We start from the raw sequence: 23194 nt of genomic DNA on the forward strand, positions 1-23194 counted from the left end.
TGGGCAATATGTCACAGCGCCATGAGCGCCGGAACCCGGGAAGAGCTTGACGCCCCGAGTCTCATCGAGCATGGTCGATTGGCATCGACTTTCGGATGCTCCGACACGGGGAGGACTGATGAAAGCTTCCGTCACCACCGCCCTGGCTGCGGCCCTGCTGGTGCTGACCACGGCAAGCGCACCCTACGGCCCGCCGGCCGCCGACCAGCCCTGCGCCGGGCAGATCCACCCGAACCCGGGGTTCGAGCGTGGCACCACCGGCTGGGAAGCCGGACCTCGCATCGTGGTGCTCGGCGACGCGGCCCGGCCGGCACACCACGGCCGCGCGTACGCCACCTTCGCCGGGCTGGACGTGACCCGTACCGACCTGCTGCGCAGCACCGTCACGGTGCCGGCCAACTGCGACCTGACGGTGCGCTTCTGGGTCCGGACCACCACCACCGAGACCATGCGTGGCGACTACCTGAACGTCGGGCTGGCGGTCACCGGGATACCGCCGAAGACGAGGTTCTCGCTGGCCTTCGACGGTGGGTCGCAGTGGCGGCAGTACAGCATGTCGTCCGGGACCGCGACGACCGAGCGCACCGCGACGGCCAGCTTCCTCTCCAGCGAGACGGCCGGCAACGGGGTCACCACCTTCGATGTCGACGACGTGACCTTCACGTTGAGCTGACCACCGGTAGGCACCCAGCCGGCCGCCCGCCACCTGTGACGCCTACGGGTGGAGCAGGAGGGCTTCGGCTGCCACCGGTCGGAAGCCGGCCGCCTGGAAGGCACGTATGCTGCCGGCGTTGCCGGCGGCCTGCTGCGCCCAGACAGGCTGGCCGTCGGGCACCAGATGCCGGGCGGCCGTCGCCAGTGCCCGCCCGAGGCCCCGGTGGCGATGCCCCTCGTCGACCTCGACAGCCGTTTCCCAGCGGCCTGCCACACCGCGGCCGAGGATGACCAGCCCACCCTCGGCCGCCCAGACCCGGAGGTCATCACGACGCTTCCGTGCCCTGACCTGACGTGGATGATCCGCGCCCGCAGTTTCTTCCAGCTTCAGTTGGGGCTCACCGGCGAGCGGGCTCGCCACCGTCAAGAGGTCGATCGTGTCCATCGAGCGCCGGGTGCGGTGGAGCAGCGCACTCAGGAAGGCCGGATTCATCGCGGCCGCCAGGGCGTCGCAGTCGAGAGCAGCCAGGGTGCGGCGCACCCACAGCGGGTCCTCGTCGGTGAAGATCACGGAATGGGCGGTGAATGCGACGACTCCGGCGTCGCGGCTGCTTGGCTGTGGCACCACGGTGATACCGCCGTCCGGTGCCGGGAAATGCCCCTGGGCTGCCGCATCGAGGATGTCGGCCAATTCGCTGCCCATGATGATCCTTTCCGACTCCGGCGGTCCCCACGGTCGGTCCCGACAGCTTCCCGAGCATGCCAGCTTCGCGGTGACCATGATGCCCCGTGAACTCACCGCGAGCGCCCGTGCTTCCAGGTGGTCAGCCCGCGATGGTCTCGGTGGCTTCGGTTTCCCCGACCGGCACGGCGGGGCTGCGCTCGGGTCCACGGGCCAGGACGACGAGGAACATGGCGGCCATGACGGCGACGCCCACCAGCATGGCCTGCCGCCACCCGTCGACGAATGCGTGCTGCGCGGCGTGGACCACCTGCGAGCTGTGGGAGCTGGCGTCCCTGGCCGCGTCCAGGGCGTTGGCGATTCCGGCCCGGGCGGTGCCGGCGGTGTCCACGGGGACGCCGTGCAGCTTGTCGTCGATGGAGTTGCGGTAGCCGGCGGACAGCAGCGCGCCGAGCATGGCGACGCCGAGGGCGGTGCCGAACTCGCGGGTGATGTCGTTGAGTGCGGAGGCCACGCCCTGCTTGGCAGCGGGTAGGGCGCTGGTGATCGCCTCGGTGGAGGGTGTCATCGCGAAGCCCATGCCGACGCCCATCGCGAGCATGCCGGGCAGGACGGAGCGGTAGCCGCCGTCCACGGAGACGACCACGGCCATGAGCGTCAGACCGATCCCACCCAGCGCGATGCCGAGAGCCATCGTCGCTCGCGGGCCGATGCGGACGGCCAACCGAGGGGCCAGCGCGGACGTCATCATCATCGCCACCGCCATCGGCATCATCGCGAGTGTGGACAGCAGTCCCGACCAGCCGAGCACGGCCTGGAAGAACGGGAAGAGAACCACGGCGATGCCGGCCTGGACGCCGAAGACCACCAGGAGCGTGAGCGAACCGCCGGCCAGCCCTCGCTCACGGAACAGGCGGACGTCCAGGAGTGCGGCGTCCCGGCGCCGCAGTTCCCAGATCACGAACGTGACAAGTGCCGCGAAACCGACGAGGAGGCTGGCCACCGTGACGGGGTCGCTCCAGCCGCGTTCCGGTCCCTCGTGCAGCACGTAGATGAGCCCGACCACGGCCACGCTGGAGGTCAGCGCGCCGATCAGGTCGAAGGGGTGGCCCGAGTGCTCGCGGGAGTCGGGCACCGACCTCATCGCCATGGCCAGAGCCACGATGACAAGTGACACGGGCAGGACGAACAGCCAGCGCCAGGAGGCCACATCGACGAGCAGGGCGGAGAGGAACATGCCGAGGACGCCACCGCCCCCGGCGATGCCGGTCCACACGCCGATCGCCTTGCCCCGTTCCTCTACCGGAAACGTGGAGGTGATCACGGCGAGGGTGATCGGCATGATCATCGCTGCGCTGACGCCGCTGAGCATGCTTGCCGCGAGCATGGTCTCGGCGTTCGGAGCCAGGCCCGCCGCGACGCTCGCGACACCGAACACGACAAGTCCGGCAATCAGCATGGGCCGGCGGCCCAACCGGTCGCCCAGAGCGCCGAGCGGGAGCAGCAGCGCGGCCAGGGTGAGGGTGTAGCTGTTGATGATCCACAGGACGGTGGTCTGTGCGGCGTCGAAGTCGACAGCGAGGTGGGTCTGGGCCACGTTCAGGCCCGAGACGGAGGCGATGACGGCCATCAGGGCGACGGAGACCGCGATCAGGATCATCCGCAGCTGACGTGCGTAGGGTGCGCCTGCGCCGACCGCGGCGTCGCCCCGCGCCGTGGTGGTCAGCGGTGCCGGCTGGTGAGTACTCATGGATTCCTCTCCGCAAGGGCAGCGGCCCGGCCTGGTTCGGCTGGGTCCGGCACGACGCTAACCACGAGATGCCCGAGGGGCATACGATGTTGCCCATGACGCAAGACGATGATGATCTGGACAGCCTCGTACGCAAACGGATCCGTGCGCTACGGGTCGCCCAGGGGTGGTCCCTGGAAGAACTGGCCACCCGGGCCCGACTCAGTCAGTCCTCGCTGAGCCGCATCGAGAACGGCCAGCGCCGGCTCGCCCTGGACCAGCTCGTCACGCTCGCGCGCGCCCTGGACACCACCCTGGACCAGCTTGTGGAGACCGCCTCCGACGACATCGTCACCAGCCCGATGATCGACAGCGCCCACGGACTGATGCGCTGGCCCATCAAGGCCGACCCGGGCATGACTGTCGTCCGGCAGCGGATGACCCAGCCACCACCGGACAATCCGGCGCGCATGCGCGCCCACCCCGGACGTGAATGGCTCGTGGTCCTGTCCGGCACGGCGGTCCTGATGCTGGGCCATCGCCGCTTCCGCCTGGAGACCAACCAGGCCGCCGAATTCCCGACCATGCTGCCCCACGCCATCGGCGCGGACGGCGGTCCGTGCGAGATCCTGGGCATCTTCGACCGCGACGCCCGCCGTGGACACCAGCAGCGCGAGAGCGAGAACCCGCAACGGTGACGGCCTGGCGCGCCGCCCGACGGCGGTTCTTGCGTGTCAGGCTGCTCTTTCACCAATCGTCTTGCGTAATCGGAAAGCGATCATGCCGCAGCCGCATGATCGTCCTAATGTCGCGGTATGACCCACGCTTTCCACCACGAGTGCCACGACGACGCCGGACAGGCACAGATCCTCGACCTGGACGCGGAAGTCCTCGCGGCGCACCTCACCGAGATCACGGCCTGGCTGCCCCTGCACACCCCCCCGCGCCAGATCGTGGATCTGGGCAGCGGCACCGGAGCGGGAACCTTCGCCCTTCTCGACCGCTTCCCCGAGGCGCACGTGACAGCCGTCGACTCGTCAACCGGACATCTCCAACGCCTGCGGGAAAAGGCGTACGCCCGGGGTGAGACGGAGCGGATCCGGACCGTCCAGGCCAACCTCGACGAGGCCGACTGGCCCGACCTGGGCACCCCGGACCTGGTGTGGGCCTCCGCTTCGATGCACCACCTGGCCCAACCAGAACAGGTCCTGCGCGCGGTCCACGAACTGTTGCCCGAGGGCGGCATGTTCGCCGTCGTGGAACTGGCCGGCTTCCCGCGATTCCTTCCCGAGAACGCTCCGGACGACCGACCCGGCCTGGAAGAGCGCTGCCACGCCGCCGGGGACCGCGTCCACGCCGAGCACCTCCCCCACCGCGGCGCCGACTGGGGGCCGATGCTCACCGCCGCCGGATTCACCGTCGAGGGCGAGCGACAGGTGGACATCAACATCGACGGGGCGGGCGACCAGGCCGTCGGCGCCTACGCCCACGCCAGCCTGCAGCGCATCCGACACAAGGTCGCCGACGCCCTCGCCGCGGAGGACCTCGCCGCCCTCGACCGGCTGATCGACACCGGCAGCCCACACAGCATCCTGCACCGTAGCGATCTCACAGTCCGAACCAGACGCACCGTCTGGGCCGCCCGCCGATCGACCCGTCGAGTCGACGCGCCCCGACCTCATCCGCCTACTCGGTGATCACCGGCCAGGCGTAGGCAAGCAGCGCGCACGCCGCTCCGAGCAGAGCGAGTGAGACACCACGGGTGGGCAACGGCAACGCGGCGAGCACGAGCAGGATGACCGCTACGACATAGAGAAACGCCTGCACCGACATGACAGTCTCCTTAGGTTAGCTGAAGGCGGATCGATCTCTACCCCCACCGTCCCGGTGGCGAAACCCGAGCAGGACCTGGATTCTCTTCGCATCGCGGCCGCTGACGACGGATGACCCGCACTCGTACCGCAGCGGGAGTCGGGTCTCCGGCCTGAGCATGATGCGGCCGGTGCGAGAGCCGGCGAGCATGCAGATATGTCGAGTACTTTCCGGACACTGAAGATCGTGGCCACAAGCGTCGCGCTGGTGAGCACGATCGCTGTCGTACCCGCATCCGCCACAGCGCAGCCGGGTCCTGCCGCCGGTGGGCTGGACCGCGCCGAGTTACGCGCCGCCCTCGCCGCGGTGCCCGAAGCCGGCGTGCCAGGCGTCCTGGTCGCGGTACGCGACGGCCGGCGCGACTGGCGCGACGCCGCCGGCCAGGCGTTCCTGAGCCCTCCCCGGCCCATGCAGCCGCACCTGCGGCACCGGATCGGCAGCATCACCAAGACGTTCGTCGCCACCACCGTGCTCCAACTCGTCGACGAGGGCCGGCTCGGCCTCGACGACCCGATCGGGCAGTGGCTGCCCGACACCGTGCCAGGTGAGCTGGGCACCCAGGTCAGCGTCCGGATGCTGCTGAACCACACGAGCGGCATCGGCAACTACACCAACGCGATGATCAGTTCCTACGCCGCGATCAACCAGATGCAGGTCACCACGTACGCTCCGGCGGACCTGGTCGCCACCGGCCTGGCCATGCCGCCGACGAACGCGCCCGGCGAGGCTTTCAGCTACTCGAACACCAACTACATCCTGGCCGGACTGCTCATCGAGAAGATCACCGGCAACGATGCGGCCGCCGAGGTGCAACGACGCATCCTGCGACCGCTGAGGCTCAGCGCAACATCGTTCCCCGGCGACGATCCGAGGATCCGTGGCCCGCACAGCGGCGCCTACTTCGCCCCGTTCGGCGTGCGCGACCTCAGCGAGTTCAACATGAGCTGGGGGTGGACGGCCGGCGAGATGATCGCCACCACCGCGGATCTGAACACCTTCTTCCGGGCACTGCTCAGCGGCGATCTGCTCAGTCCGGCCACCCTCGACGAGATGCTCACCGGGGTACCCTTCGTGCCGGAGCTGCCCGAAGCCGGCGGCTACGGTCTCGGCATCTACTCGGTGCCCACCCCGTGCGGCGAGTTCTGGGGCCACGACGGCGCGACTTTCGGCCACCTGACGTTCTCGCTGCACAGCCGCGACGGGGCCCGCCAGGTGTCGACCGGGATCAACATCAGCCACTACCAGGTCGGCCTGCCCGACCCGCACCCGATCGACACCGCCTGGAACACGCTGCTGGGCACCGCGATATGCCCGGGCGGCGAGGTGAGCAGCCGCTCGGCGGAGGCCGTGGCGTCGTTGCCCCGCGTGACCCGGATGCCGGGCAACAACGCGGCTGTGCCGGTGCTCTGAGTCCCGTCCGGACGTCGGCCCGTTCCCCCGCCGTGCGCGGGCTGCGGCGGGCCGGCGTCCGGCGGGTCTCCCAGTTCGACGACCATGCCGGTGCCGACGGCCAGAACCGCACGTACCTCGGCCAGCCTGGACAACGACAGCGATCACACCCCTACCCGGCTCACACGGTGGGACCGCGCCGTGGCGCCGGCCGACGTGGCCACCGCCCACCTGGTCATGGTCACCGTCGACGACGAGGGCGTACCCGGCCGGTGCCGCCGCTGCCGCCCCAGACCGACGGCGATCGACGCCGCTACCGCGAGGCACAGATCCGTCGCGAACACCGACTGGCCCTGCGGCCGGCTCTGCTCGACGGGACCGGGGAGCGCTGAAGTGTGCTGCGGTGCCAGGTCGACAGGCACTACTCGAACGCGCTGCTGTAGGCGTTGATGGCGGGCTGGCCGCCGAGGTGGGCGTACAGGACGTTCGAGTCGCGGGGGATGTCCCGCTCGCGGACCAGGTCGATCAGCCCGGCCATCGACTTGCCTTCGTACACCGGGTCGATGATCATGCCTTCGAGCCGGCCGGTGAGCCGGATCGCGTCCAGAGTGGACTGGACGGGGACGCCGTAGCGGTCGCCGGCCCAGCCCGCGAGCACGGTGATCTCGTCGTCGCGCAGCTCACGGCCGAGGCCGATCAGCTCGGCGGTGTTGCGGGCGATCTTCGCCACCTGGGCCCGGGTTTCGTCGATCGTGGCAGAGGCGTCGATGCCGAGCACGCGCCGCGGCCGGTCCTGACCGGCGAAACCGGCGATCATGCCGGCGTGGGTGCTGCCGGTCACGCTGCACACGATGACCGTGTCGAAGAAGACACCGAGTTCCTGCTCCTGGCGCTGCACCTCGTAGGCCCAGTTCGCGAAGCCGAGGCCGCCGAGCGGGTGGTCGGACGCGCCAGCCGGTATCGCATACGGCGTGCCGCCGGCGGCGCGGACGTCCTCGATCGCCAGGTGCCAGCTCTGTTTGAAGCCGATACCGAAGCCCTCCCGCGCCATGCGTACGTCGGCGCCCATGATCCGTGACAGCAGGATGTTGCCGACCTTGTCGTTGGCCGGGTCCGGCCAGTCCACCCAGTTCTCCTGCACCAGGACCGCCTTGAGGCCGGCCCGTGCGGCGACCGCTGCCACCTGGCGGGTGTGGTTCGACTGGACGCCACCGATGCTGACAAGCGTGTCGGCGCCCTGCCTCAGCGCGTCGGGCAGCAGGTACTCCAGCTTGCGGGTCTTGTTGCCGCCGAAGGCCAGGCCGCTGTTGCAGTCCTCCCGCTTCACCCAGACACGGGCGCCACCGAGGTGGTCGCTGAGCCGGTCCAACGGGTGGATCGGGCTGGGGCCGAACAACAGCGGGTATCGCTCGAACGCGTCGAGAGTCACTGCAACTCCTTCGTCGGAGTGGTCAAGGTGGTGGTCGGAGGCAGCGCTGGCGTGCCGGCGCGCCGGACGACAGCGTCAGCCAGCGGAACAGCGAGTCCTCGAGGGCCGTCCGCCGGCCAGGGGGCCCACAGGCGCCTACCGGTCGGGCGCCTCGACATCGAACAGGGGATCCAGGCTCAGCCAGTTCTCCCGGGCGGCGAGCGCGGCCCGCTCCACATCGCGGGCCTCACACAGATCGATGATGCGTTCGTGCAGGGCCACGGAGTCGCGCCCACTGAGCGAGGAGAATCTGAGGCGTTCGAGGCGTCGCAGCATCGGCGTGAACTGCTCCAGCACCGAGCGGATCGCCGAATTGGCGGCGGCGGTCACCGCGACTCCGTGGAATTCGTCGTCCGAGGCAATTGCGGCATCGACATCGCCCGCCTGAAGGGCCGCCGCGAACCGCCGGTTGGCGTCCCGCATGGCCTCGATCTCCGCCGCGGAAAAGTTGGGCACCGCCTCGCGTACGGCCAGCTCGTGCATTGCCGCGGTGACCGACTGCGCCGCCCTCGCGGCCTGGACATCCAGCGGAGTGACCATCGTGTAACGGCCGGGCTTGGTCTGCACGAGGCCGGCCTCCTCCAGCCGCGCCAACGCCTCCCGCACCGGCGTGCGGCTGACACCCAGCCACTGCGCCAGTTCACCGTCGTTGAGTCGTTCCCCCGGCGCCAGTGTGCCGTCGACGATTGCGTCCCGGATCGACCGGTACGCGTTCTCCCGCAGCAGGGCTCGCGGAATCATTCCCACACGCTCGGGGATCGGCATGCAACATACTCCACACTGCATGTGGCCTGGTGTCAACGAGTCACGGGCCACTGCGGAAGTGCTGGTGGCGGTGGGCGGAGTCAGCGAGTGCCGGCGGCGTTCTGCGCGGCGCTGACGATCACGTCGGAGACGACGTCGGGCTGGGTGGCGAACAGGGCGTGGCTGGCCGAGACGTTTGTGATCTTCGCGTTGATGCGCTTGGCCATGTGCTGCAACATCGCCTGGTCGAAGGCCCTGTCCTCGGTGGCGATGACCGCCCAGCTCGGCTTGTCGCGCCAGGCGGCGCGCCGCACCGGCGTCGCGAACGCCGCCATGTTGACGGGCACCTGCGAGTCACGGAGGAAGGCGGCGTCGGCGTCGCTGGCATCCGCGGCGAACCCGGCCTTGAACGTGTCGGCGTTGAGGAAGCCGTAGCCGTCCTCGGCGACGTCGATGACGAAGTCGGGTGTCGCGGCGAACCCGTCGTACTGCTGGGCGGTGGTCTCGCCCGCGTCAGGCGCCAGCGCCGACACGTAGACCAGCCCCGCGACGTTCGGGTGAACCCCCGCCTCGGTGATGACCGTGCCGCCCCAGGAGTGGCCGACGAGAATCGTCGGACCGTCCTGCCGATCCAGCACCCGCACGGTAGCCGCGACGTCGTCGTCGAGCGAGGTGAGCGGGTTCTGCACGATGGTGACCCGGTAGCCCCGGGCCGTCAGGTTGTCGTACACGCCGCGCCAGCCCGAACCATCAGCGAACGCGCCGTGCACGAGCACGACGTTCTGGATCTCTCGATCAGTAGTGCTCATGGACGTCTTCCCTCCGTCGCCGCGCCTGCTTCCGTCGGGCGGGTTCTCGGTGAGCCGGCGATCGCCGCCTCCGATGTGCAATATATTGCATGACGGTGATTCTGAGCAAGGGTTGCGGCACACCTCGGTTCGTCGTGCGGGAAGCCGCCGTCCAGTCCCCGTCCTCGGCGCACAGGCCGGCAGGGCGGCTACCGAGGTCGGCCGGGTAGGGCGATCTCGAAGTGGACGGTCTGATAGCTGTCGTGGTCGCCGTCGCGCGGGTCGTGGACCGGCGTGGCCATGCTCCGCCAGAACGGTTCGGCACCGTCGATGCGCGCGTCGGTGTGCAGGTAGAGCGCCTGGTACCGGGGTTGCCGGGTGACGAACTCGATCGCGAGGCCGACGAGTGCCCGGGCGAGGCCGCAGCGACGGTGTTCGGGCCGGACGTAGACCCGGAACAGCTGCGCGGTGGTGTCGTCCGGGTAGCGCTCGGTGAGGAAGCGCGGGTGGGGTGGGCTCTTGGGCCCCGCGGCGCGCACGGCTGTGGTGCCGACGACGTCGTCGCCCTTGGTCGCGACGAAGAGGGCGTGGTGTTCGGGGGTGAGGTAGGTGCCGTCGAGATCGATGACGTCCCAGTGCCAGTCGGGCCGGTAGCCGTAGCCGAAGTCGCGGTAAAAGGTGTCGAGCATGACGCTGCGCGCTCCGTCGACGTGTCGCTTGTCGGCCGCCTGGACGTCGTACGGGCCGACGCTGTGTCGGTACTGCGGCATGGTTCTTCCTCCGGTCATGGGTTCGACGGTGCGGCGGCGGTCGCCGGATCGGTGTGGAGAAGCGCACTGGTGAGCGGGTGGTGTGCGTGGGTGAGCAGGAGCTCGGCCGGTCCGCGGTCGACCACGGCACCGTTGTCGAGTACGACGATCTGGTCGGCGAGTTGAGCCACCACGTCGCGGTCGTGGCTGATCACGATCAGGGTCAGTGCGAGGCTGCGTCGCAGGTCGTCGAGGAGTGTGAGAATGCCGTGTTGCGTGACGCTGTCGAGCCCGGCCGTCGTCTCGTCGCAGATGAGGACTCTGGGTTCGCTGGCGAGCGCGCGGGCGAGTGCCGCGCGGTGCAGCTCGCCACCGGAGAGCCGGTCGGGACGTTGGGTCACCGTGTGTTCGGCGAGACCTACCCGTTCGAGCAGATGCAGGGCGGTGCGGCGGGCCTGCTCCGGCGTGGCGTTCCGCAGCCGCCGCGCGGGGCCGGCGGTCTGGTCGAGCACCGTCCGGTAGGGGTTGAAGCTGGCGCGGGCGTCCTGGAAGACGTACTGGACTGCGCCGAGTTCGTGCGGCTGACGGCTGTCGAGGTGCGCGGCGAGGTGGTGCCCGTCGAGGGCCACCTGGCCGGTACGGGCGGGGTGCAGGCCGGCGACGCAACGGGCCAGGGTGGTCTTGCCGCTTCCGGACCGGCCGACCACGGCGAGGCACCGTCCGGCGGCGACGGCCAGGTCGATCTCGCGGATCACCTCGCGCCGCCGACCGCCGTCGCGGTGCACGGCGCTCAGACCGGTGACGCGCAGCAGCGGCCTGTCCTCACCGACCGCGGCCACCGGTCGGGCCGGTGGCGGGGCGAGCAGCTCACGGGTGTGCCGCTGTCGTGGTGCGGCGAGGACCTCGGCGGCCCGGCCGTGTTCGACGGCGGCGCCCCGGTGCAGCACGAGAATCTGGTCGGCGACGGCCCGTACGAGGTGCAGGTCGTGGCTGAGCAGGACGACGGCGATGCCCTCGCGGGCCAGTTTCGTCAGTTCCCGGGCGACGTCGTTGCGGGTGAGCGCGTCCTGTCCGGTGGTGGGTTCGTCGGCGATGAGCAGGACGGCGTGGGCCAGCAGGGCGTGCGCGATGACGAGCCGTTGCTGCTGCCCCCCGGAGAGCTGATGGGGGAAGCGGCGCAGGAACCGGCGGTCGGCAGGCAGGCTGACGCGGTCGAGGACGGCCGTCACCGCGCGCCGGTGGGCGATGCGGCTGTCGCCGGGTGCGTGGTGTCGGGCGATCTCGTGGAGCACCGCGCCGATGCGGCGTACCGGATGGAGCGCGGCGGCGGGCTGCTGGGGCACGTAGCCGGCGGTGCCGGGCACGGGCGGGGTCGCGGTCGTCACGGGCCGGCCGGCCAGGGTGACGGTGCCGGTGAGGGTGACCCCGGGGGTGACCTCACCGAGCAGGGCCCGGGCGGTGGTGGTCTTGCCGCTGCCGGATGCGCCGATGACGGCGAGGATCTCGCCGGCCTGCAGGCTGACGGAGACTCCGTCGACAAGGGTCCGGTCGACGGTGGTGGCCGTCAGGTCCTGCACGTGCAGGAGCGGCCCGCTGACGGGTTCCCGGTCTTCGGTGGTGGCCGGCGCGGGTGGTGTTGACGGGCTGGGGACGGCACCGGAGATCAGCATCCGGTCGGTGACCAGGTTGAGACCGACGGCCAGACAGATGATCAGCGCGGCCGGCACGGCGACGGCCCAGGGCTGCAGGAACAGCCCGGTACGGTTGCGGTCCACCATGACTGCCCAGTCCGCGGCATCGGGTGCCACCCCGATGCCCAGGAAGCTGGCGGTGGCCACCAGGTAGACGGCCCCGATGAACCGGACTCCGGCGTCGGCGAGCAGGACCCGGCGGATGCCGGTGCCGACGTAGCCGGGACCGCGCCGCCACCAGGTCTCGCGGTACAGACGCATCGCCTCCATGGCCGGCCCGTGGGCCAGCGGCAACGCGGCGGCCCGGGTGATCCGGGCGATCTCCGGCAGCCCGATGAGCGCGACGATGCCGACCAGGGTGAGGGGCCCGGGTGGCGCGGTGGCGGCCAGCAGGATCAGCAGCAGCAGCGACGGTACGGCAAGCGTCAGGTCGAGGGGACGCATGAGCAGTTCGTCGACCCACCGGCGGCGGGAGGACGCGGCCAGCAGGCCGGCCGGCACGCCGATGAGGTACGCCAGCAGCGTCGCGCCGACGGCAACCAGGACGACCGACCGGCCGCCGAGGAGGACCTGCTGGCCGACGTCGCGGCCGACGAAGTCGGTGCCCAGCACCCCGTCCCCGGAGAACGGGAAGACGCGGTCACCCGGCTCGCTGGCCAGCATCGGGCCGAACACGGCAAGCGCGAGCGGCACCGTGAGCACCGCTGCCCCGGTCAGGGTACGCAGTCGCCTCACCGTACGACCCCGATCCGGGGTGCGAGGCGGAACGCCACCAGGTCGGCGGCCAGGTTCACCAGCACGGTGGTGACGGCCACCAGGACGCACAGCGCCTGCACGGTGGGGATGTCGCGGGTGGCGACGGCGTCGACAAGGGCGGTGCCGAGCCCGGGGATGACGAACACCGCCTCGACGACGATGACGCCGCCGAGCAGCCAGTCGGTGGTGCGGGCGAGTTGCTGCACGACAGGTGCCAGCGCGCCGGGTAGCGCGTGGCGGAGCCAGAGCCGGCTGCCGGTGATGCCGAGCCGTCGGGCGTGGCGTACGTGCTCGCCACGCAGGGCGTCGATCATGCCGGCGCGGGTGAGGCGGCTGATCGTGCAGATCGGCCGGGCGAGCAGCACGAGCAGCGGCAGTACGAGCACGGACGGCTGGGCGAGCAGGTCGGCGCCGAACGCGGTGGGCGGTAGCCAGCCGAGTCGGACGCCGAAGACGGCGATGAGCAGGATCGCCAGGGCGAACTCGGGCACCGCGTACAGCGCGACGGACACCGCGGAGACCGTCCGGTCCAGTCGCCCGCCTTCCCGACGGGCTGCCAACATGCCCAGCGCGACGGCGAGCGGTACCAGCACGAGGAGGGTCACCGCCGCCAACAGCAGGGTCGCCCCGGCACTGTCGGCGAGGCGGTCGACGATCGGCCGCTGCGAGATCAACGAGACGCCGAGGTCGCCGCGGAGCAGGTCGGTCAGCCAGTCGAGGTAACGCTGCCAGGCCGGCCGGTCGAGGTCCAGGTCCGCCCGGATCGCGGCGATGCGGGCCGGGTCGGGCTGGTCGCCGGCGATCACCACGGCGGCATCACCGGGCAGCGCCTCGGTGAGCACGAACACGATGGCGGTGATCCCGGCGACCTGCCCGAGGCCGAGCAGCGACCGCCCGGCGGCGTAGCGGGGCAGACTCACCCCAGCCAGACCTTGTCGAAGCGGGCCCAGTCGAGGGTGTTGGCGGGAGCGTCGGCGGACACCCCACCGACGCCTGGCGCGGTGGCGACGAGGAAGTCCGCGAAGCCCCAGATCAGGAATCCGCCTTCGGCGTGCAGGGTGCGCTGCATGTCGCCGTACGCCTGTCGGCGGGTCGTCTCGTCGGTGCTGGAGATGGCCTTGGCGTAGAGGGCGTCGAACTCGGGGCGGGCCCACCGGGTGGCGTTGGTGGTGGAGTTGGTCAGCAGCCGCTGGGAGATGTGCGTCTCGATGGGCATCGCACCGGAGCGGTACGAGGCCAGCACGCCCGAGTCGAGGATGTCCTTCCAGTAGGTGTCCTTGTTGCCCATCGCGGTCTCGATGACGAGGCCGGCCTGCGCGGCCTGTTCGGTGAAGACGCTGGCGGCCTCGACGAATCCGCTGGCCACCGAGGCGGTGTCCAGGGTGATGCGGAGCCCCTTGGCACCGGCCTTGTCGATGAGGAACCGGGCGCGGTCGAGGTCGCGGGTGCGCTGGGCGATGTCGTCGGCGTAGTACTGGTAGCCCTTGCCGAACAGGTCGTTGCCCACCTGTCCGGAACCGGCGAGGACGGTGTCGACGAGCTGTTGGCGGTCGGTGAGCAGGAACATGGCCTCGCGCAGGTCGCGGTTGTCGAACGGCGGCCGGTCGACCTTCATGGCGAACGACTGCATGGTGCTGTTCGGCATCCGGGTGACGGAGATCCGGCCGCTGTCGGCGTGGGTCCGCGCGGTGGTGGGGGTGATGTCGTGCGCGTAGTCCACCTGGCCGGCGAGCAGGGCGTTGACCCGGGCGGGCTCCTCGTTGCTGATCAGATACTCCAGCTCGTCGAGGTGCGCGGCGCCCTCCCAGTAGCCGTCGTACCGCTTGAGCAGCAGCGACCGGCCGGGCTGCCAGGAGTCGAAGCTGAACGGCCCGGACCCGACGGGCCGCTCGAAGCTGTCGGCACCCTCGGGGACGATGTACGCGCCGAACGCGGCAAGGGCGTTGGGAAACTCGGCGAAGGGTCGCTTGAGCGCCAGCTCCAGCGTGCGGTCGTCGACGGTGCGGCTGTTGGGCAGGTCGAGCAGGTCGAGGCTGGCCCTGGCGCGGAACGCCCGCTTCGGGTCGGTGATCCTGGCGTAGCTGTGGAGCACGTCGGCGGCGCGGACCGGCCTGCCGTCGTGGAACGTGGCCTGGCGCAGGGTAATCCGCCAGCGGGTCAGGTCGCTGCTGGGCTCCCAACTTTCGGCGAGGCGAGGCTGGATGGAGACGTCCGGACCGTAGTCGGCCAGCTTGTCGAACATCGCCTTGGCGCGTGACGCCTCGTTGAACAGGTTCGCCAGGTGCGGGTCCAGCGTCTCGTTGACACCACCGCCGGCGAACGCCGCCCGTAGCCGGCCACCGCGCCGGGGCTGGCCGACGGCGCTGCCGGCCGTGTCGTCGCTCGGGCCGCAGCCGGTCAGCAGGGCGGCGGAGACGGCGGCGACACCGCCGAGCAGGCCGCGGCGAGACACTCTCGGCACGGTGACGGACGGGTGAATCATGATGGGTCCTTTCGATACAAGGTGAGGTTCGTACAGCTCCGGGTGGTCGGTCAGGAGGTTCTCCCCGCTGATGACACGCCCGCCGACGCCGGTGCCGGGTTGAGCAGCCCGCCACGGTGCAGCCGCCACACCGCACCGGCCGACGCCAACCCGACGCCGGCGGTGAGCAGCCACGCTGACGTGGGTACGCCTGCGGAGGTGCCCACCGCCGCGCCGACCGCGGCGGTACAGCCGGCGGCGAGCATCCCGGAGACCAGGTAGAACAGGCCGAAGTAGGTGCCGGTCAACCGGTGCCCGGCGAAGGTGGGGATCAGCTCCAGGACGAACGGCTGGGTGATCATCACGCCGAGGGTGAGCAGGACGGCAGCGGCCAGCACCGGCAGCAGCCGCAGCACCGGTGTCACCGCTTCCACCCGCAGCAGCGGCAGCAGGAAACCGGCTCCCATGACGGCCATCCCGACGGTGATGCTCGTGCCGCGACTGACGCGACGCTGAAGCCAGCCGGTCAGGGGCAGTTGCAGGGTGAGCGTCACGATTGTGGAGACGACGAACAGCACGGCGACCGCCACCGGCTGCCCGGTGACGTGTTCCGCCTGCACCGGCAGGATCAGGTACAGCTGGGTCTGCAACGCGAACATGCCCGCCAGCGCCACGCTGAACGCCAGGAACCGACGGTCGGCGATACCGGTCCGCCAGTCCTGCCAGACGGTTGCCTCGCTGGCGGTGACCGGTTGGGCGGGCAGCCAGATCGCCTGCGCCCCGGTCAGCGCGGCGAACACCGCCGCGGCGGCCAGCGCGGCGACCCGGAAGTCGACGAGCAGCAGGGCGGCGCCGAGCAGTGGGCCGAGCAGCGCGCCGGCGCTGGCGAACACGTTGAACAACGCGAACGCCTCGGCGCGCCGGTCGGCGGCGGCCTGCGCCACGTAGGTGCGCACGGCCGGGTTGAACAGCGCCCCGGCCAGCCCGGACAGGATCGACGCGGCCAGCAGCAGCGGCACCGAGGCGCTGAGGGCGAACAGTCCGAAGCCGACGGCCCGCAGGGCGCAGCCGGTGATGATGACGCCGCGGGCGCCGAGCCGATCGGCGGCCGAGCCGCCGAGCAGGAACAGGCCCTGCTGGCTGAGGTTCCGCACGCCGAGCACGATGCCGATCACGGCGGCGGACATTCCGACGTCGTCGGCCAGGTAGCCGGCGAGGTACGGCAGCAGCAGGTAGAAGCCGACGTTGACGCCGAGCTGGTTGACCACCAGCAGTCGGATCGGCAACGGGAAGCCGCGCAGACTGGCCCAGGTGCTCATCGGGCCGCCCGCACGCCGAGACCGGGTGAGTTTGTCAGCCGCAGGACACCGTCGTGGCCGCCGATGCCGGTCCACGGGTCGTCGGCGAGCAGCAGGTGTCCGTCCAGGTCGATCCAGCGGGCGACGTCGGTGAGGTGCACCGCCGGTGCGATGCCCAGCGAGCTGGCCACCAGGCAACCCAGCATGAGATCCATGCCGTACGCGTGGGCGGTGGCGGCGAGCTGCTGTGCGGCGTGGATGCCGCCGCATTTCGCGAGCTTGATGTTGATGCCGGCGACAGTGCCGGCGAGGGCGTCGAGGTCGGCCACCGTGGCGGCGTCCTCGTCGGCGATGACCGGCACGTCGGTACGCGCGCTGATCCAGGCGAGCGACTGCGGTGTTCCCGGCGCGATGGGTTGTTCGACGGCGTCGATGCGGTGCGGGCGCACGGTGTCGAGCAGCCGCACGGTCTGCTCGGGTGTCCAGGCGCCGTTGGGGTCGAGGAGCAGGCGGGCGTGCGGGATCGCGGCGCGTACGGCGGCGATGCGGGCCACGTCGGCGGCGTCACCGCACTTGATCTTGATGAGCTGGAAGCCACGCCGGGCGAGCCCCCGGGCGGTGGTGGCGGCCTGGTCGGGCGCGACCAGGCCGATGGTGTGGGCCGTGGGTACCGGCGCGAAATCCCGGCCGAGCCACGTGTGCACAGGCATTCCGGCGCGACGTCCCAGCAGATCGTGCACGGCGGCGTCGAGGGCCGCCAGCACACCGGCGGGCAGCTCGGCAGCGAGGGCGGGCAGCTCCGCGAGCAGCGCCTCGGGTTCGTGGTGACCGCTCACCCGGTGCCGGAGCCCGGCCAGCAGCCCGCGGATGGTGGCCAGGTCGAGGCCGTGGTAGACGCTGGTGACGACTTCGCCGTGGCCGGCGACGCCGTCGTGGGACAGGCCGATCTGGACGGCGTCGCGGCCCGGCATCGTCGAGCGGGAGATGCGCAGCGGCTCGCGCAGCCGCAGCGGGTAGCTGCGCCAGCCGAGCCTCATGCCGGCACCGCCACGCGACACAGCGGGTCGAGGACGGTCCGGCAGCGACTCCATCGGGTCACCTCGACGGCGTTCGGGTACGGAATCTCGATCGGGTGGCCCGGCGCCGGAGCGAACAGCCCGTGGGTGGCGCAGAACGCGTCGTCGAAGATCGAGTCGAGGTAGCGGTGCGGGCCGTCGGGAAAGATCGTGACCACTCGCGCGCCAGGCTGCATGCGGCTGGTCCACGCTGCGACCCGGGCGACGGCGCCGGTGCTCCAGCCGCCGGTGACGAACGCCGAGCGCGCCAACCGGCGACAGGTGTCCACAGCTTCCACCGGGCCGACCCAGTGCACCTCGTCGAAGGCGGCGTAGTCGACGTTGCGGGGGAAGATGCTGCTGCCCAGGCCACGCATGAGCCGGGGCCGCGCGGGCTGACCGAAAATCGTCGAGCCGACGGTGTCGACACCCACGAGCCGCATGTCCGGCCAGTGCCGCCGCAGTGCCCGGGCCAGGCCGGCGCTGTGCCCACCGGTGCCGACGCTGCACACCAGCACATCGACGGCCTCGACCTGGCCGGTCAGCTCGGCGGCGAGGGTCCGGTAGCCGGTGGCGTTGTCCGGGTTGTGGTACTGGTCGGGCCAGTAGGCGTCCGGGACGCGGGCCAGCACCTCGGCCAGCCGGTCCAGCCGGGCCTGCTGCCAGCCGCCGACCGGATGTGGCTGCTCGACCTCCACGACCGTCGCGCCGTAGGCGGTCAGCAGCGCCCGCATCGGTCGTTCGATCTCGCGGTCCACCACGAGGATGACCGGGTGGCCCAGGGCCTGTCCGGCAAACGCCAACCCGATCCCGAGGGTGCCGCTTGTGGACTCCACCACAGTGGCTCCCGGCCGAAGGTCACCACGCTGCCGGGCAGCCTGGAGCATGGCCACAGCGGCGCGGGCTTTCATGCCACCGGGGTTCAGATACTCGACCTTGGCGTGAAAACCGCCATGCGGGTGCGGCAGCGGGGTGTCGACGAACGCCACCGGGGAGCGTCCCAGCAGATCCAGCAGGTGCGGCGCGCCGGTGGCCGGTGGGTGCCCGGTCAGCATGGCGACCCGGCGGTGACCCGGTACCGGTAGACAGTCGTCGGTCCGCCGTCGAGCCAGAAGAACGGGTACGGTTCGGCGGACACGGCGCTGAGCCCGGCGCCGAGGAAGCACGGCAGAACGGCGCTGCCCGTCTGCGCGAAGGCCACCATCGGTTTGCCGGTGGCGCGGGCGTGCCGTAACAACGGCTCGAATGTGCCGTTGCCGAGGGTCATGCCGGACACCAGCAGCGCGTCACAACGTTCCAGCAGGGCACCGGCGTCCGGCAGGCACGGCTCGTCCCACTCCGTGCTGCCGCCGGCCAGGTCGCACGGCAGGTAGCTGACGCCCCGGTGACGCAGCTGCCCGAGCAGGGAGTTCACCACCCCGACGACCAGGACGCTCTGACCCGGTGCCACAGGTATCAGGTCCACCACCGCGGCGGCTCTGGCTGTCGACTTGGCCAGTGAGGTGCCGGCGGGGATGGTGACCGTGTCGTGAGCGGTGTGCTCGTGCGGCCGGGCGGCGGAGAGGTAGGCGTCGAGGGCCGCGACGCGAACCGCCGGTACCGGGTGGGTGAGCAGGTCCGCGACGCTGCGGCCCACGCAGTCGTAGGTGACATCGTCGGTCAGTTCGTCCGGCTCCGCCGCGCACGATCCGACGGTGGCACCCACCCGGAGGCTCAGCACGTGGTTGCGGTAGCTGCGGCCGCGCCCGGTGTGCCTGGCGCCCTGCCGGGTGGTGAACGCGACACTCACCTGCTCGGTGGCCGGGTCAGGGCCGAGCCGCGCAGCGCTGACGGCGGCGATCAGGTCCGTCACCGACAGGAACGGCTCACCGGTCGGGACAGGTGTCCTCACGCGAGGGCCCCGGCCAGATCATCGGCGTAGCGAACGCCCAGCCCGGCGATGAGAGCGTCGGCCCGGGCGCGCGCCCCGGGACCGCTGGTGTCCACGGTCATCACGTGGCCCAGGTAGGCGTTGTTGCTCACCGCGTCGCCGGTGAGGTGCCCGGCCGGCTTCACCGCCCAGTCGACGACGTCCTCAGCGGTGGCCAGCGTGGCCGTACCGTCGATCCTGGCGACGGTTCCGGCGCGGGGAGGCAGCAGGAACGAGATGGCCGCGCTGCGTACGCCCGTGTCGGTCACCGCGATGTCCGGCTGTTCGCCCAGGGCGAGCTGGGCGTACACCATGGGCAGGTCCACCCCCGTCGCCCGGCGCACCAACTCGGTGATCTGGTTGCCGGCCGGGCGGGGGTTGACCTCCACCACGCGCGGCCCGGCTGCCGTCAGCCGCAGCTCGGTGTGCGCCACTCCCCTGTCGAATCCGACCGCGGCGAGGGCTGCCACCGCCATGTCACTCACCGCGGTGACCGTCGCGGCGTCGAGCGCGGCGGGGAACATGTGCCCCGTCTCGACGAACCACGGCTCGCCGGCGAGACTCTTGTCCGTCACGCCGAGCACCGTCGTCCGGTCGTTGACGGTGACGGTCTCGACGCTGACCTCCGGCCCGACCAGAACTTCCTCCAGCAGCACCTGCGGCGACCGCTGCTGACCTCGGGCGTTGACCGGGAACGCGTCGATGGCCTCGAACGCCTCGCGCAGCTCAGTGCTGTCGGCCACCAGCCTGACGAACATTCCGGCGCACAGGTCGACCGGCTTGAGGACCAGCGGGTAACCCAGCGTGCGCGCGGCAGCTTCGGTACCCGGCCAGTCCCCGGCGGTCGCGAACCTCGGACTCGGCAGGCCGGCCGCCTGCATCCGCCGCCGTGCCAGGTCCTTGCGGCAGGCGTACTCGACGGCTTGCGGCCGTGATCCGGGCAGGCCCAGGTGTGCGGCCAGTCGGGCCACGGTGCCCAGGTAGTAGTCGCACGAGGTGACGACGCCGTCGAACCGCAGCACCTCGTGCAGCCGCTGGACCTGGGGCAGCAGCAGGTCGAGGTCGTTGGTCTCGGCGGTGATCACGTTGTCCGCGGTGAGGATCGGGTGCACCTGGTCACCGCCGCCCTGGCGCAGGTAGTGGTGCAGGTTCCTGGTCAGGAAGGTGAACCGATGCCCCGCTTCCCGGATCGCCCGGGGTAGCAGGCTGCTCATCGCACCGACCCAGCTTTCGACCACAAGCACATGCCCCACCGCGCACTCCCACCGTTCAGGGATCCCCGGACGACCAGACGATAACGGTTGTCATTAGCGATTGCTAGTCACGCGGCGCGTCGGGACCAGCATCCGGTGGCCAGCGATCACGACAAGTGACACCACGTCACACGCGGTCATGACACCGCGCCACTGACATGTCGGCGGCGGACGCGCTTTCCTGGGTACATGTCCACCACCCCTGCCCACGCCGCGATGAATGCCGACGTCGAGCCCCGCCGTCCCCGGCGGTGGCTGCGGATCGTCTCCGGCACCTTCGTCACAGTGGTGGCCGTCGCCAGCCTCGGCGTCGCCGCCCTCCAGCTCGGCCTGCCCTGGCAGATGGGCGAGGGCGACCGCAACCACGTCTACGAGGGGCCGGCCGGTTCACAGCGCTACCAGGTCCATCTCCCGCCCCAGCACGACGGGAGCGCCCGGCTGCCGGTGGTCATGGCGATCCACGGCTGCGCGATGACCGGCTACGGGTGGAACTCGATGAAGGCGACGACCCAGTTCAACAACCTGGCCGACCGGGAAGGCTTCATCGTCGTCTATCCCACACAGTTGATCTCACGTAACGTGATCGCCTGCTGGAACTCGGCTGATCCCCGGGAGCAGCAGCGGCACACAGGTGAACCCGCGCTGCTGGCCGGCGTCGCCCGCCAGGTGGTCGAGGAGTACGACGCGGATCCGGCGCAGGTGCACGTGGCCGGCGCGTCGTCAGGAGCGGGAACCGCAGTCATCCTCGCCGCCACCTATCCCGACGTCTTCGCCACGGTGACCTCGGTCGCCGGGGGTGAGTACGGGCTCAACCAGGTGGACCCGGACGACCCGGACTCGACGTCGCCACTGGACACGGCACGGCAGGCCTGGGCACAGATGGGCGAGCGCGCCCGCCAGGTGCCGCTGCTTGTCATTCAGGGCGAGCGGGACGAGGTCGTGCCACCCTTGGTCGCCACCCGACTCGTCGCCCACTGGACCGCGGTGGGCGATCTCGTCGACGACGGGCTGCCCAACGACAGCCTCGCCCTGACCGAGGAGACCGTGTCGGTACCGGCGGACGCGGGGCGACACGCGTACACGCATTCGACGATCACCACGTCGGACGGCTCGTCGCTCGTCGAGGCGTACCACGTCCAGGGCATGGGCCACGCCTGGCCCGGCCCGAACGGCGAGGGCCGCTACACCGACCGCGCGGGCCCCGACGCCAGCGAGATCGTGTGGGACTTCGCCGTGCGCCACCCGATGCGATGACGACTGCCGGCTGAGGCCGCCGGCGACGTCACCACGTTTCTCGGCGAACCGGGCGAGAGCCTCCTGGTTGGTAGGCGAACTCACGCGCGGTGGATTCCAGCCGCTCGCGGTAGGCGGCCCACCACGCCTCGTCGCCTTCGACGACGTTGTCGCCGGGTCGCCGCCAGCCCACCTGGCCGTCGATCAGTTCGCGCACGATGTCGGCGTGTCCGGCATGCCGGTTCAGCTCCGCGAGCATGTGCACGAGGATGTGCTGCAACGTCACCGGGGTGTGGCCCCACCACCGCACCGAGCCGGGGGCGTCGATCGGCAGAGTCTCGATCGTGGCGTCGGCGTGTGCCCAGACGCGGCGCCACAGACCGATGATGTCGTCGCGGGACTCGTCGGCCGCGGCCCACATGTCCGTATTCGGCTCGTCGTCTTCGTTCAGGCCCGCGACGGGTTCGGGAAAGGGGCGGTCGAACACCTCGCCGAAATACCCGGCGGTCACCGAAGCTACGTGTTTGACCAGCCCGAGCAGGTTCGTCCCGGTCGGCACGAGCGGGCGCCGGACCTCGTACTCCGACAGCCCGTCGAGCTTGCCGAGCAGCGCCTCGCGCGCCTCCCGCAGGTACCGATGGAGATTTGCCTTGACGTCGAGGTCTGTCACGCGGCTCATGATCTCACCGCCGCGTTGGTCGCCGTGCCCGTCCGCCTGTGGTTTGATCCACACTCGACCTGTGACAGAGGCGTGCCCGGACCTCGGTGGGTCAGGTCTGGTCAGCCGGTACGCCTCGGCTGAACCAGGTGGCCAGGGCCCGCAGTCGGTCCAGGCTCGCGGTGTGGTAGCTCTCGGGTTGAGGTCGCGGGAAGCTGGGATGCGCCGTATGCCCGTCAACCCAGGTCGACACGAAGTGAAACCCTTCCGCCAGCCACTGGTCGGACGCCTCGCGGCGGTCGTAACCCGCACAGACGACGCGCATCGCCGCCTCCATGCGGGCGAACGCCGCCCGATCCCACTCCAGTTCGATGCGCAGCCGTAGCAGGAAGGATCCGTCGTCGCACCCGAACTCGCTCCGCAGCACGGCGAGTGCCTCTTCGACAGTTGGGCCACGTTCTTCACTCACGAGCGGCAGCCTAGTGCGGTGTCCATCTGTCGCTGCGGCGGTTTGACCCTGACGCAGGGTCAACCTTTCAGCATGGTGACATGATCACGGAAACAGGAACTCGACCGCGCACGTCTCCCGGCGGCCACGGCGACAGTGCCGCGCGGGCGGAGAAAGGCGACCGGGCGGTGCGGCATTTCTCGATCCGCCACGACGGCGTCACGAACGAGGCGAGAAGTACGTCGATGACGCGGGCATCGAGCCACCGCTTGTCGACCTGATGGACACGCTGGCGTTCGACACCGGCCGCACGTCGGCGGGAGATCTGAGCCGCCAGAGCCGAGCCCACCGGCAGAC

At 70.7% G+C, this 23194-nt stretch carries 23 protein-coding genes and 1 pseudogene; 6 read left to right on the forward strand and 18 right to left on the reverse strand.

Annotation, left to right across the window (positions count from 1 at the left end):
• Positions 1–118: 118 nt before the first annotated feature.
• Entirely contained in the window at positions 119–673 is a 555-nt protein-coding gene (locus tag Van01_RS21220; protein WP_204010389.1) for a hypothetical protein, read from the forward strand.
• 42 nt (positions 674–715) lie between these two features.
• On the opposite strand, the gene Van01_RS21225 is transcribed toward Van01_RS21220, so the two are convergent.
• Positions 716–1357 carry a GNAT family N-acetyltransferase gene (locus Van01_RS21225; protein WP_204010540.1) on the reverse strand — a complete coding sequence of 214 codons (642 nt, stop codon included), beginning with the start codon at positions 1355–1357 and terminating at the stop codon, positions 716–718.
• A 121-nt stretch (positions 1358–1478) separates the two neighbouring features.
• A complete protein-coding gene (locus tag Van01_RS21230; protein WP_204010392.1) occupies positions 1479–3086 on the reverse strand; it encodes an MFS transporter in 1608 nt (535 codons plus the stop codon).
• A 95-nt stretch (positions 3087–3181) separates the two neighbouring features.
• On the opposite strand from Van01_RS21230, the gene Van01_RS21235 reads away from it, so the two are divergent.
• Entirely contained in the window at positions 3182–3763 is a 582-nt protein-coding gene (locus Van01_RS21235; protein WP_204010395.1) for a helix-turn-helix domain-containing protein, read from the forward strand.
• Between the two features lie 117 nt (positions 3764–3880).
• On the forward strand, positions 3881–4762 hold the full coding sequence (locus Van01_RS21240; RefSeq protein ID WP_204010398.1) for a class I SAM-dependent methyltransferase: 882 nt from the start codon (positions 3881–3883) through the stop codon (positions 4760–4762).
• On the opposite strand, the gene Van01_RS21245 is transcribed toward Van01_RS21240, so the two are convergent.
• Positions 4752–4898: a hypothetical protein gene (locus Van01_RS21245; RefSeq protein WP_199172089.1), complete on the reverse strand. Its 147-nt coding sequence runs from the start codon at positions 4896–4898 to the stop codon at positions 4752–4754. The two genes, Van01_RS21240 and Van01_RS21245, sit on opposite strands and share 11 nt — an antisense overlap.
• A 225-nt stretch (positions 4899–5123) precedes the next feature.
• On the opposite strand from Van01_RS21245, the gene Van01_RS21250 reads away from it, so the two are divergent.
• Together Van01_RS21250 and Van01_RS33170 are read left to right on the forward strand one after the other, a co-directional pair.
• Positions 5124–6347 carry a serine hydrolase domain-containing protein gene (locus Van01_RS21250; protein ID WP_239099210.1) on the forward strand — a complete coding sequence of 408 codons (1224 nt, stop codon included), beginning with the start codon at positions 5124–5126 and terminating at the stop codon, positions 6345–6347.
• Positions 6348–6512: 165 nt separating this feature from the next.
• Positions 6513–6718: pseudogene (locus Van01_RS33170) on the forward strand (acyl-CoA thioesterase); the annotation flags it as partial.
• Between the two features lie 29 nt (positions 6719–6747).
• On the opposite strand, the gene Van01_RS21255 reads toward Van01_RS33170, so the two are convergent.
• The 12 genes from Van01_RS21255 to Van01_RS21315 all read right to left on the reverse strand — a co-directional run bounded on the left by Van01_RS21255 (position 6748) and on the right by Van01_RS21315 (position 20498).
• Complete coding sequence (locus Van01_RS21255) at positions 6748–7755, reverse strand: 1-aminocyclopropane-1-carboxylate deaminase (RefSeq protein WP_204010404.1); 1008 nt, start codon at positions 7753–7755, stop codon at positions 6748–6750.
• A gap of 135 nt (positions 7756–7890) precedes the next feature.
• Complete coding sequence (locus tag Van01_RS21260; RefSeq protein ID WP_239099206.1) at positions 7891–8535, reverse strand: GntR family transcriptional regulator; 645 nt, start codon at positions 8533–8535, stop codon at positions 7891–7893.
• 104 nt (positions 8536–8639) lie between these two features.
• Positions 8640–9347 carry an alpha/beta fold hydrolase gene (locus Van01_RS21265; RefSeq protein WP_204010409.1) on the reverse strand — a complete coding sequence of 236 codons (708 nt, stop codon included), beginning with the start codon at positions 9345–9347 and terminating at the stop codon, positions 8640–8642.
• 188 nt (positions 9348–9535) lie between these two features.
• Positions 9536–10114, reverse strand: a complete 579-nt coding sequence (locus Van01_RS21270; RefSeq protein WP_204010412.1) for a GNAT family N-acetyltransferase — start codon at positions 10112–10114, stop codon at positions 9536–9538.
• On the reverse strand, positions 10111–12501 hold the full coding sequence (locus tag Van01_RS21275; RefSeq protein WP_239099207.1) for an ABC transporter ATP-binding protein/permease: 2391 nt from the start codon (positions 12499–12501) through the stop codon (positions 10111–10113). The genes Van01_RS21270 and Van01_RS21275 overlap by 4 nt, the downstream gene beginning before the upstream one ends.
• Positions 12498–13442: an ABC transporter permease gene (locus Van01_RS21285; protein ID WP_204010415.1), complete on the reverse strand. Its 945-nt coding sequence runs from the start codon at positions 13440–13442 to the stop codon at positions 12498–12500. The genes Van01_RS21275 and Van01_RS21285 overlap by 4 nt, the downstream gene beginning before the upstream one ends.
• Positions 13439–15004 carry an ABC transporter substrate-binding protein gene (locus Van01_RS21290; protein ID WP_204010418.1) on the reverse strand — a complete coding sequence of 522 codons (1566 nt, stop codon included), beginning with the start codon at positions 15002–15004 and terminating at the stop codon, positions 13439–13441. The genes Van01_RS21285 and Van01_RS21290 overlap by 4 nt, the downstream gene beginning before the upstream one ends.
• 50 nt (positions 15005–15054) lie before the next feature.
• Positions 15055–16302, reverse strand: a complete 1248-nt coding sequence (locus tag Van01_RS21295) for an MFS transporter (RefSeq protein ID WP_204010421.1) — start codon at positions 16300–16302, stop codon at positions 15055–15057.
• Positions 16299–17318 carry an enolase C-terminal domain-like protein gene (locus tag Van01_RS21300; RefSeq protein ID WP_204010423.1) on the reverse strand — a complete coding sequence of 340 codons (1020 nt, stop codon included), beginning with the start codon at positions 17316–17318 and terminating at the stop codon, positions 16299–16301. Before Van01_RS21300 ends, Van01_RS21295 begins: the two co-directional genes overlap by 4 nt.
• On the reverse strand, positions 17315–18391 hold the full coding sequence (locus tag Van01_RS21305) for a PLP-dependent cysteine synthase family protein (protein ID WP_204010425.1): 1077 nt from the start codon (positions 18389–18391) through the stop codon (positions 17315–17317). Before Van01_RS21305 ends, Van01_RS21300 begins: the two co-directional genes overlap by 4 nt.
• The gene (locus Van01_RS21310; RefSeq protein ID WP_239099208.1) at positions 18385–19227 is read right to left on the reverse strand and encodes a Rossmann-like domain-containing protein; all 843 of its coding nucleotides are present in this window, start codon (positions 19225–19227) and stop codon (positions 18385–18387) included. Before Van01_RS21310 ends, Van01_RS21305 begins: the two co-directional genes overlap by 7 nt.
• A complete protein-coding gene (locus tag Van01_RS21315; protein WP_204010427.1) occupies positions 19224–20498 on the reverse strand; it encodes an ATP-grasp domain-containing protein in 1275 nt (424 codons plus the stop codon). The genes Van01_RS21310 and Van01_RS21315 overlap by 4 nt, the downstream gene beginning before the upstream one ends.
• Positions 20499–20687: 189 nt before the next feature.
• Between Van01_RS21315 and Van01_RS21320 the strand changes: the two genes are divergently transcribed.
• Positions 20688–21752: an extracellular catalytic domain type 1 short-chain-length polyhydroxyalkanoate depolymerase gene (locus Van01_RS21320; protein ID WP_204010429.1), complete on the forward strand. Its 1065-nt coding sequence runs from the start codon at positions 20688–20690 to the stop codon at positions 21750–21752.
• Between the two features lie 28 nt (positions 21753–21780).
• Here Van01_RS21320 and Van01_RS21325 read toward each other — a convergent pair whose 3' ends face one another.
• The 3 genes from Van01_RS21325 to Van01_RS21335 form a co-directional block, all read right to left on the reverse strand.
• The gene (locus Van01_RS21325; protein WP_308442416.1) at positions 21781–22410 is read right to left on the reverse strand and encodes a DinB family protein; all 630 of its coding nucleotides are present in this window, start codon (positions 22408–22410) and stop codon (positions 21781–21783) included.
• Positions 22411–22501: 91 nt separating this feature from the next.
• Complete coding sequence (locus Van01_RS21330; RefSeq protein ID WP_204010431.1) at positions 22502–22858, reverse strand: hypothetical protein; 357 nt, start codon at positions 22856–22858, stop codon at positions 22502–22504.
• Positions 22859–22925: 67 nt separating this feature from the next.
• Entirely contained in the window at positions 22926–23186 is a 261-nt protein-coding gene (locus Van01_RS21335; protein WP_204010433.1) for a hypothetical protein, read from the reverse strand.
• Between the last annotated feature and the right edge of the window lie 8 nt (positions 23187–23194).

This window comes from Micromonospora andamanensis, assembly GCF_016863495.1.
Classification (GTDB): domain Bacteria; phylum Actinomycetota; class Actinomycetes; order Mycobacteriales; family Micromonosporaceae; genus Micromonospora; species Micromonospora andamanensis.

What these genes read in the sequence shown, in the direction of transcription:
- Van01_RS21220 (WP_204010389.1), top strand. Translation starts at nt 119, where the DNA reads ATGAAAGCTTCCGTCACCACCGCCCTGGCTGCGGCCCTGCTGGTGCTG.
- Van01_RS21225 (WP_204010540.1), bottom strand. Translation starts at nt 1,357, where the DNA reads ATGGGCAGCGAATTGGCCGACATCCTCGATGCGGCAGCCCAGGGGCAT.
- Van01_RS21230 (WP_204010392.1), bottom strand. Translation starts at nt 3,086, where the DNA reads ATGAGTACTCACCAGCCGGCACCGCTGACCACCACGGCGCGGGGCGAC.
- Van01_RS21235 (WP_204010395.1), top strand. Translation starts at nt 3,182, where the DNA reads ATGACGCAAGACGATGATGATCTGGACAGCCTCGTACGCAAACGGATC.
- Van01_RS21240 (WP_204010398.1), top strand. Translation starts at nt 3,881, where the DNA reads ATGACCCACGCTTTCCACCACGAGTGCCACGACGACGCCGGACAGGCA.
- Van01_RS21245 (WP_199172089.1), bottom strand. Translation starts at nt 4,898, where the DNA reads ATGTCGGTGCAGGCGTTTCTCTATGTCGTAGCGGTCATCCTGCTCGTG.
- Van01_RS21260 (WP_239099206.1), bottom strand. Translation starts at nt 8,535, where the DNA reads ATGATTCCGCGAGCCCTGCTGCGGGAGAACGCGTACCGGTCGATCCGG.
- Van01_RS21265 (WP_204010409.1), bottom strand. Translation starts at nt 9,347, where the DNA reads ATGAGCACTACTGATCGAGAGATCCAGAACGTCGTGCTCGTGCACGGC.
- Van01_RS21270 (WP_204010412.1), bottom strand. Translation starts at nt 10,114, where the DNA reads ATGACCGGAGGAAGAACCATGCCGCAGTACCGACACAGCGTCGGCCCG.
- Van01_RS21290 (WP_204010418.1), bottom strand. Translation starts at nt 15,004, where the DNA reads ATGATTCACCCGTCCGTCACCGTGCCGAGAGTGTCTCGCCGCGGCCTG.
- Van01_RS21295 (WP_204010421.1), bottom strand. Translation starts at nt 16,302, where the DNA reads ATGAGCACCTGGGCCAGTCTGCGCGGCTTCCCGTTGCCGATCCGACTG.
- Van01_RS21300 (WP_204010423.1), bottom strand. Translation starts at nt 17,318, where the DNA reads ATGAGGCTCGGCTGGCGCAGCTACCCGCTGCGGCTGCGCGAGCCGCTG.
- Van01_RS21305 (WP_204010425.1), bottom strand. Translation starts at nt 18,391, where the DNA reads ATGCTGACCGGGCACCCACCGGCCACCGGCGCGCCGCACCTGCTGGAT.
- Van01_RS21320 (WP_204010429.1), top strand. Translation starts at nt 20,688, where the DNA reads ATGTCCACCACCCCTGCCCACGCCGCGATGAATGCCGACGTCGAGCCC.
- Van01_RS21325 (WP_308442416.1), bottom strand. Translation starts at nt 22,410, where the DNA reads ATGAGCCGCGTGACAGACCTCGACGTCAAGGCAAATCTCCATCGGTAC.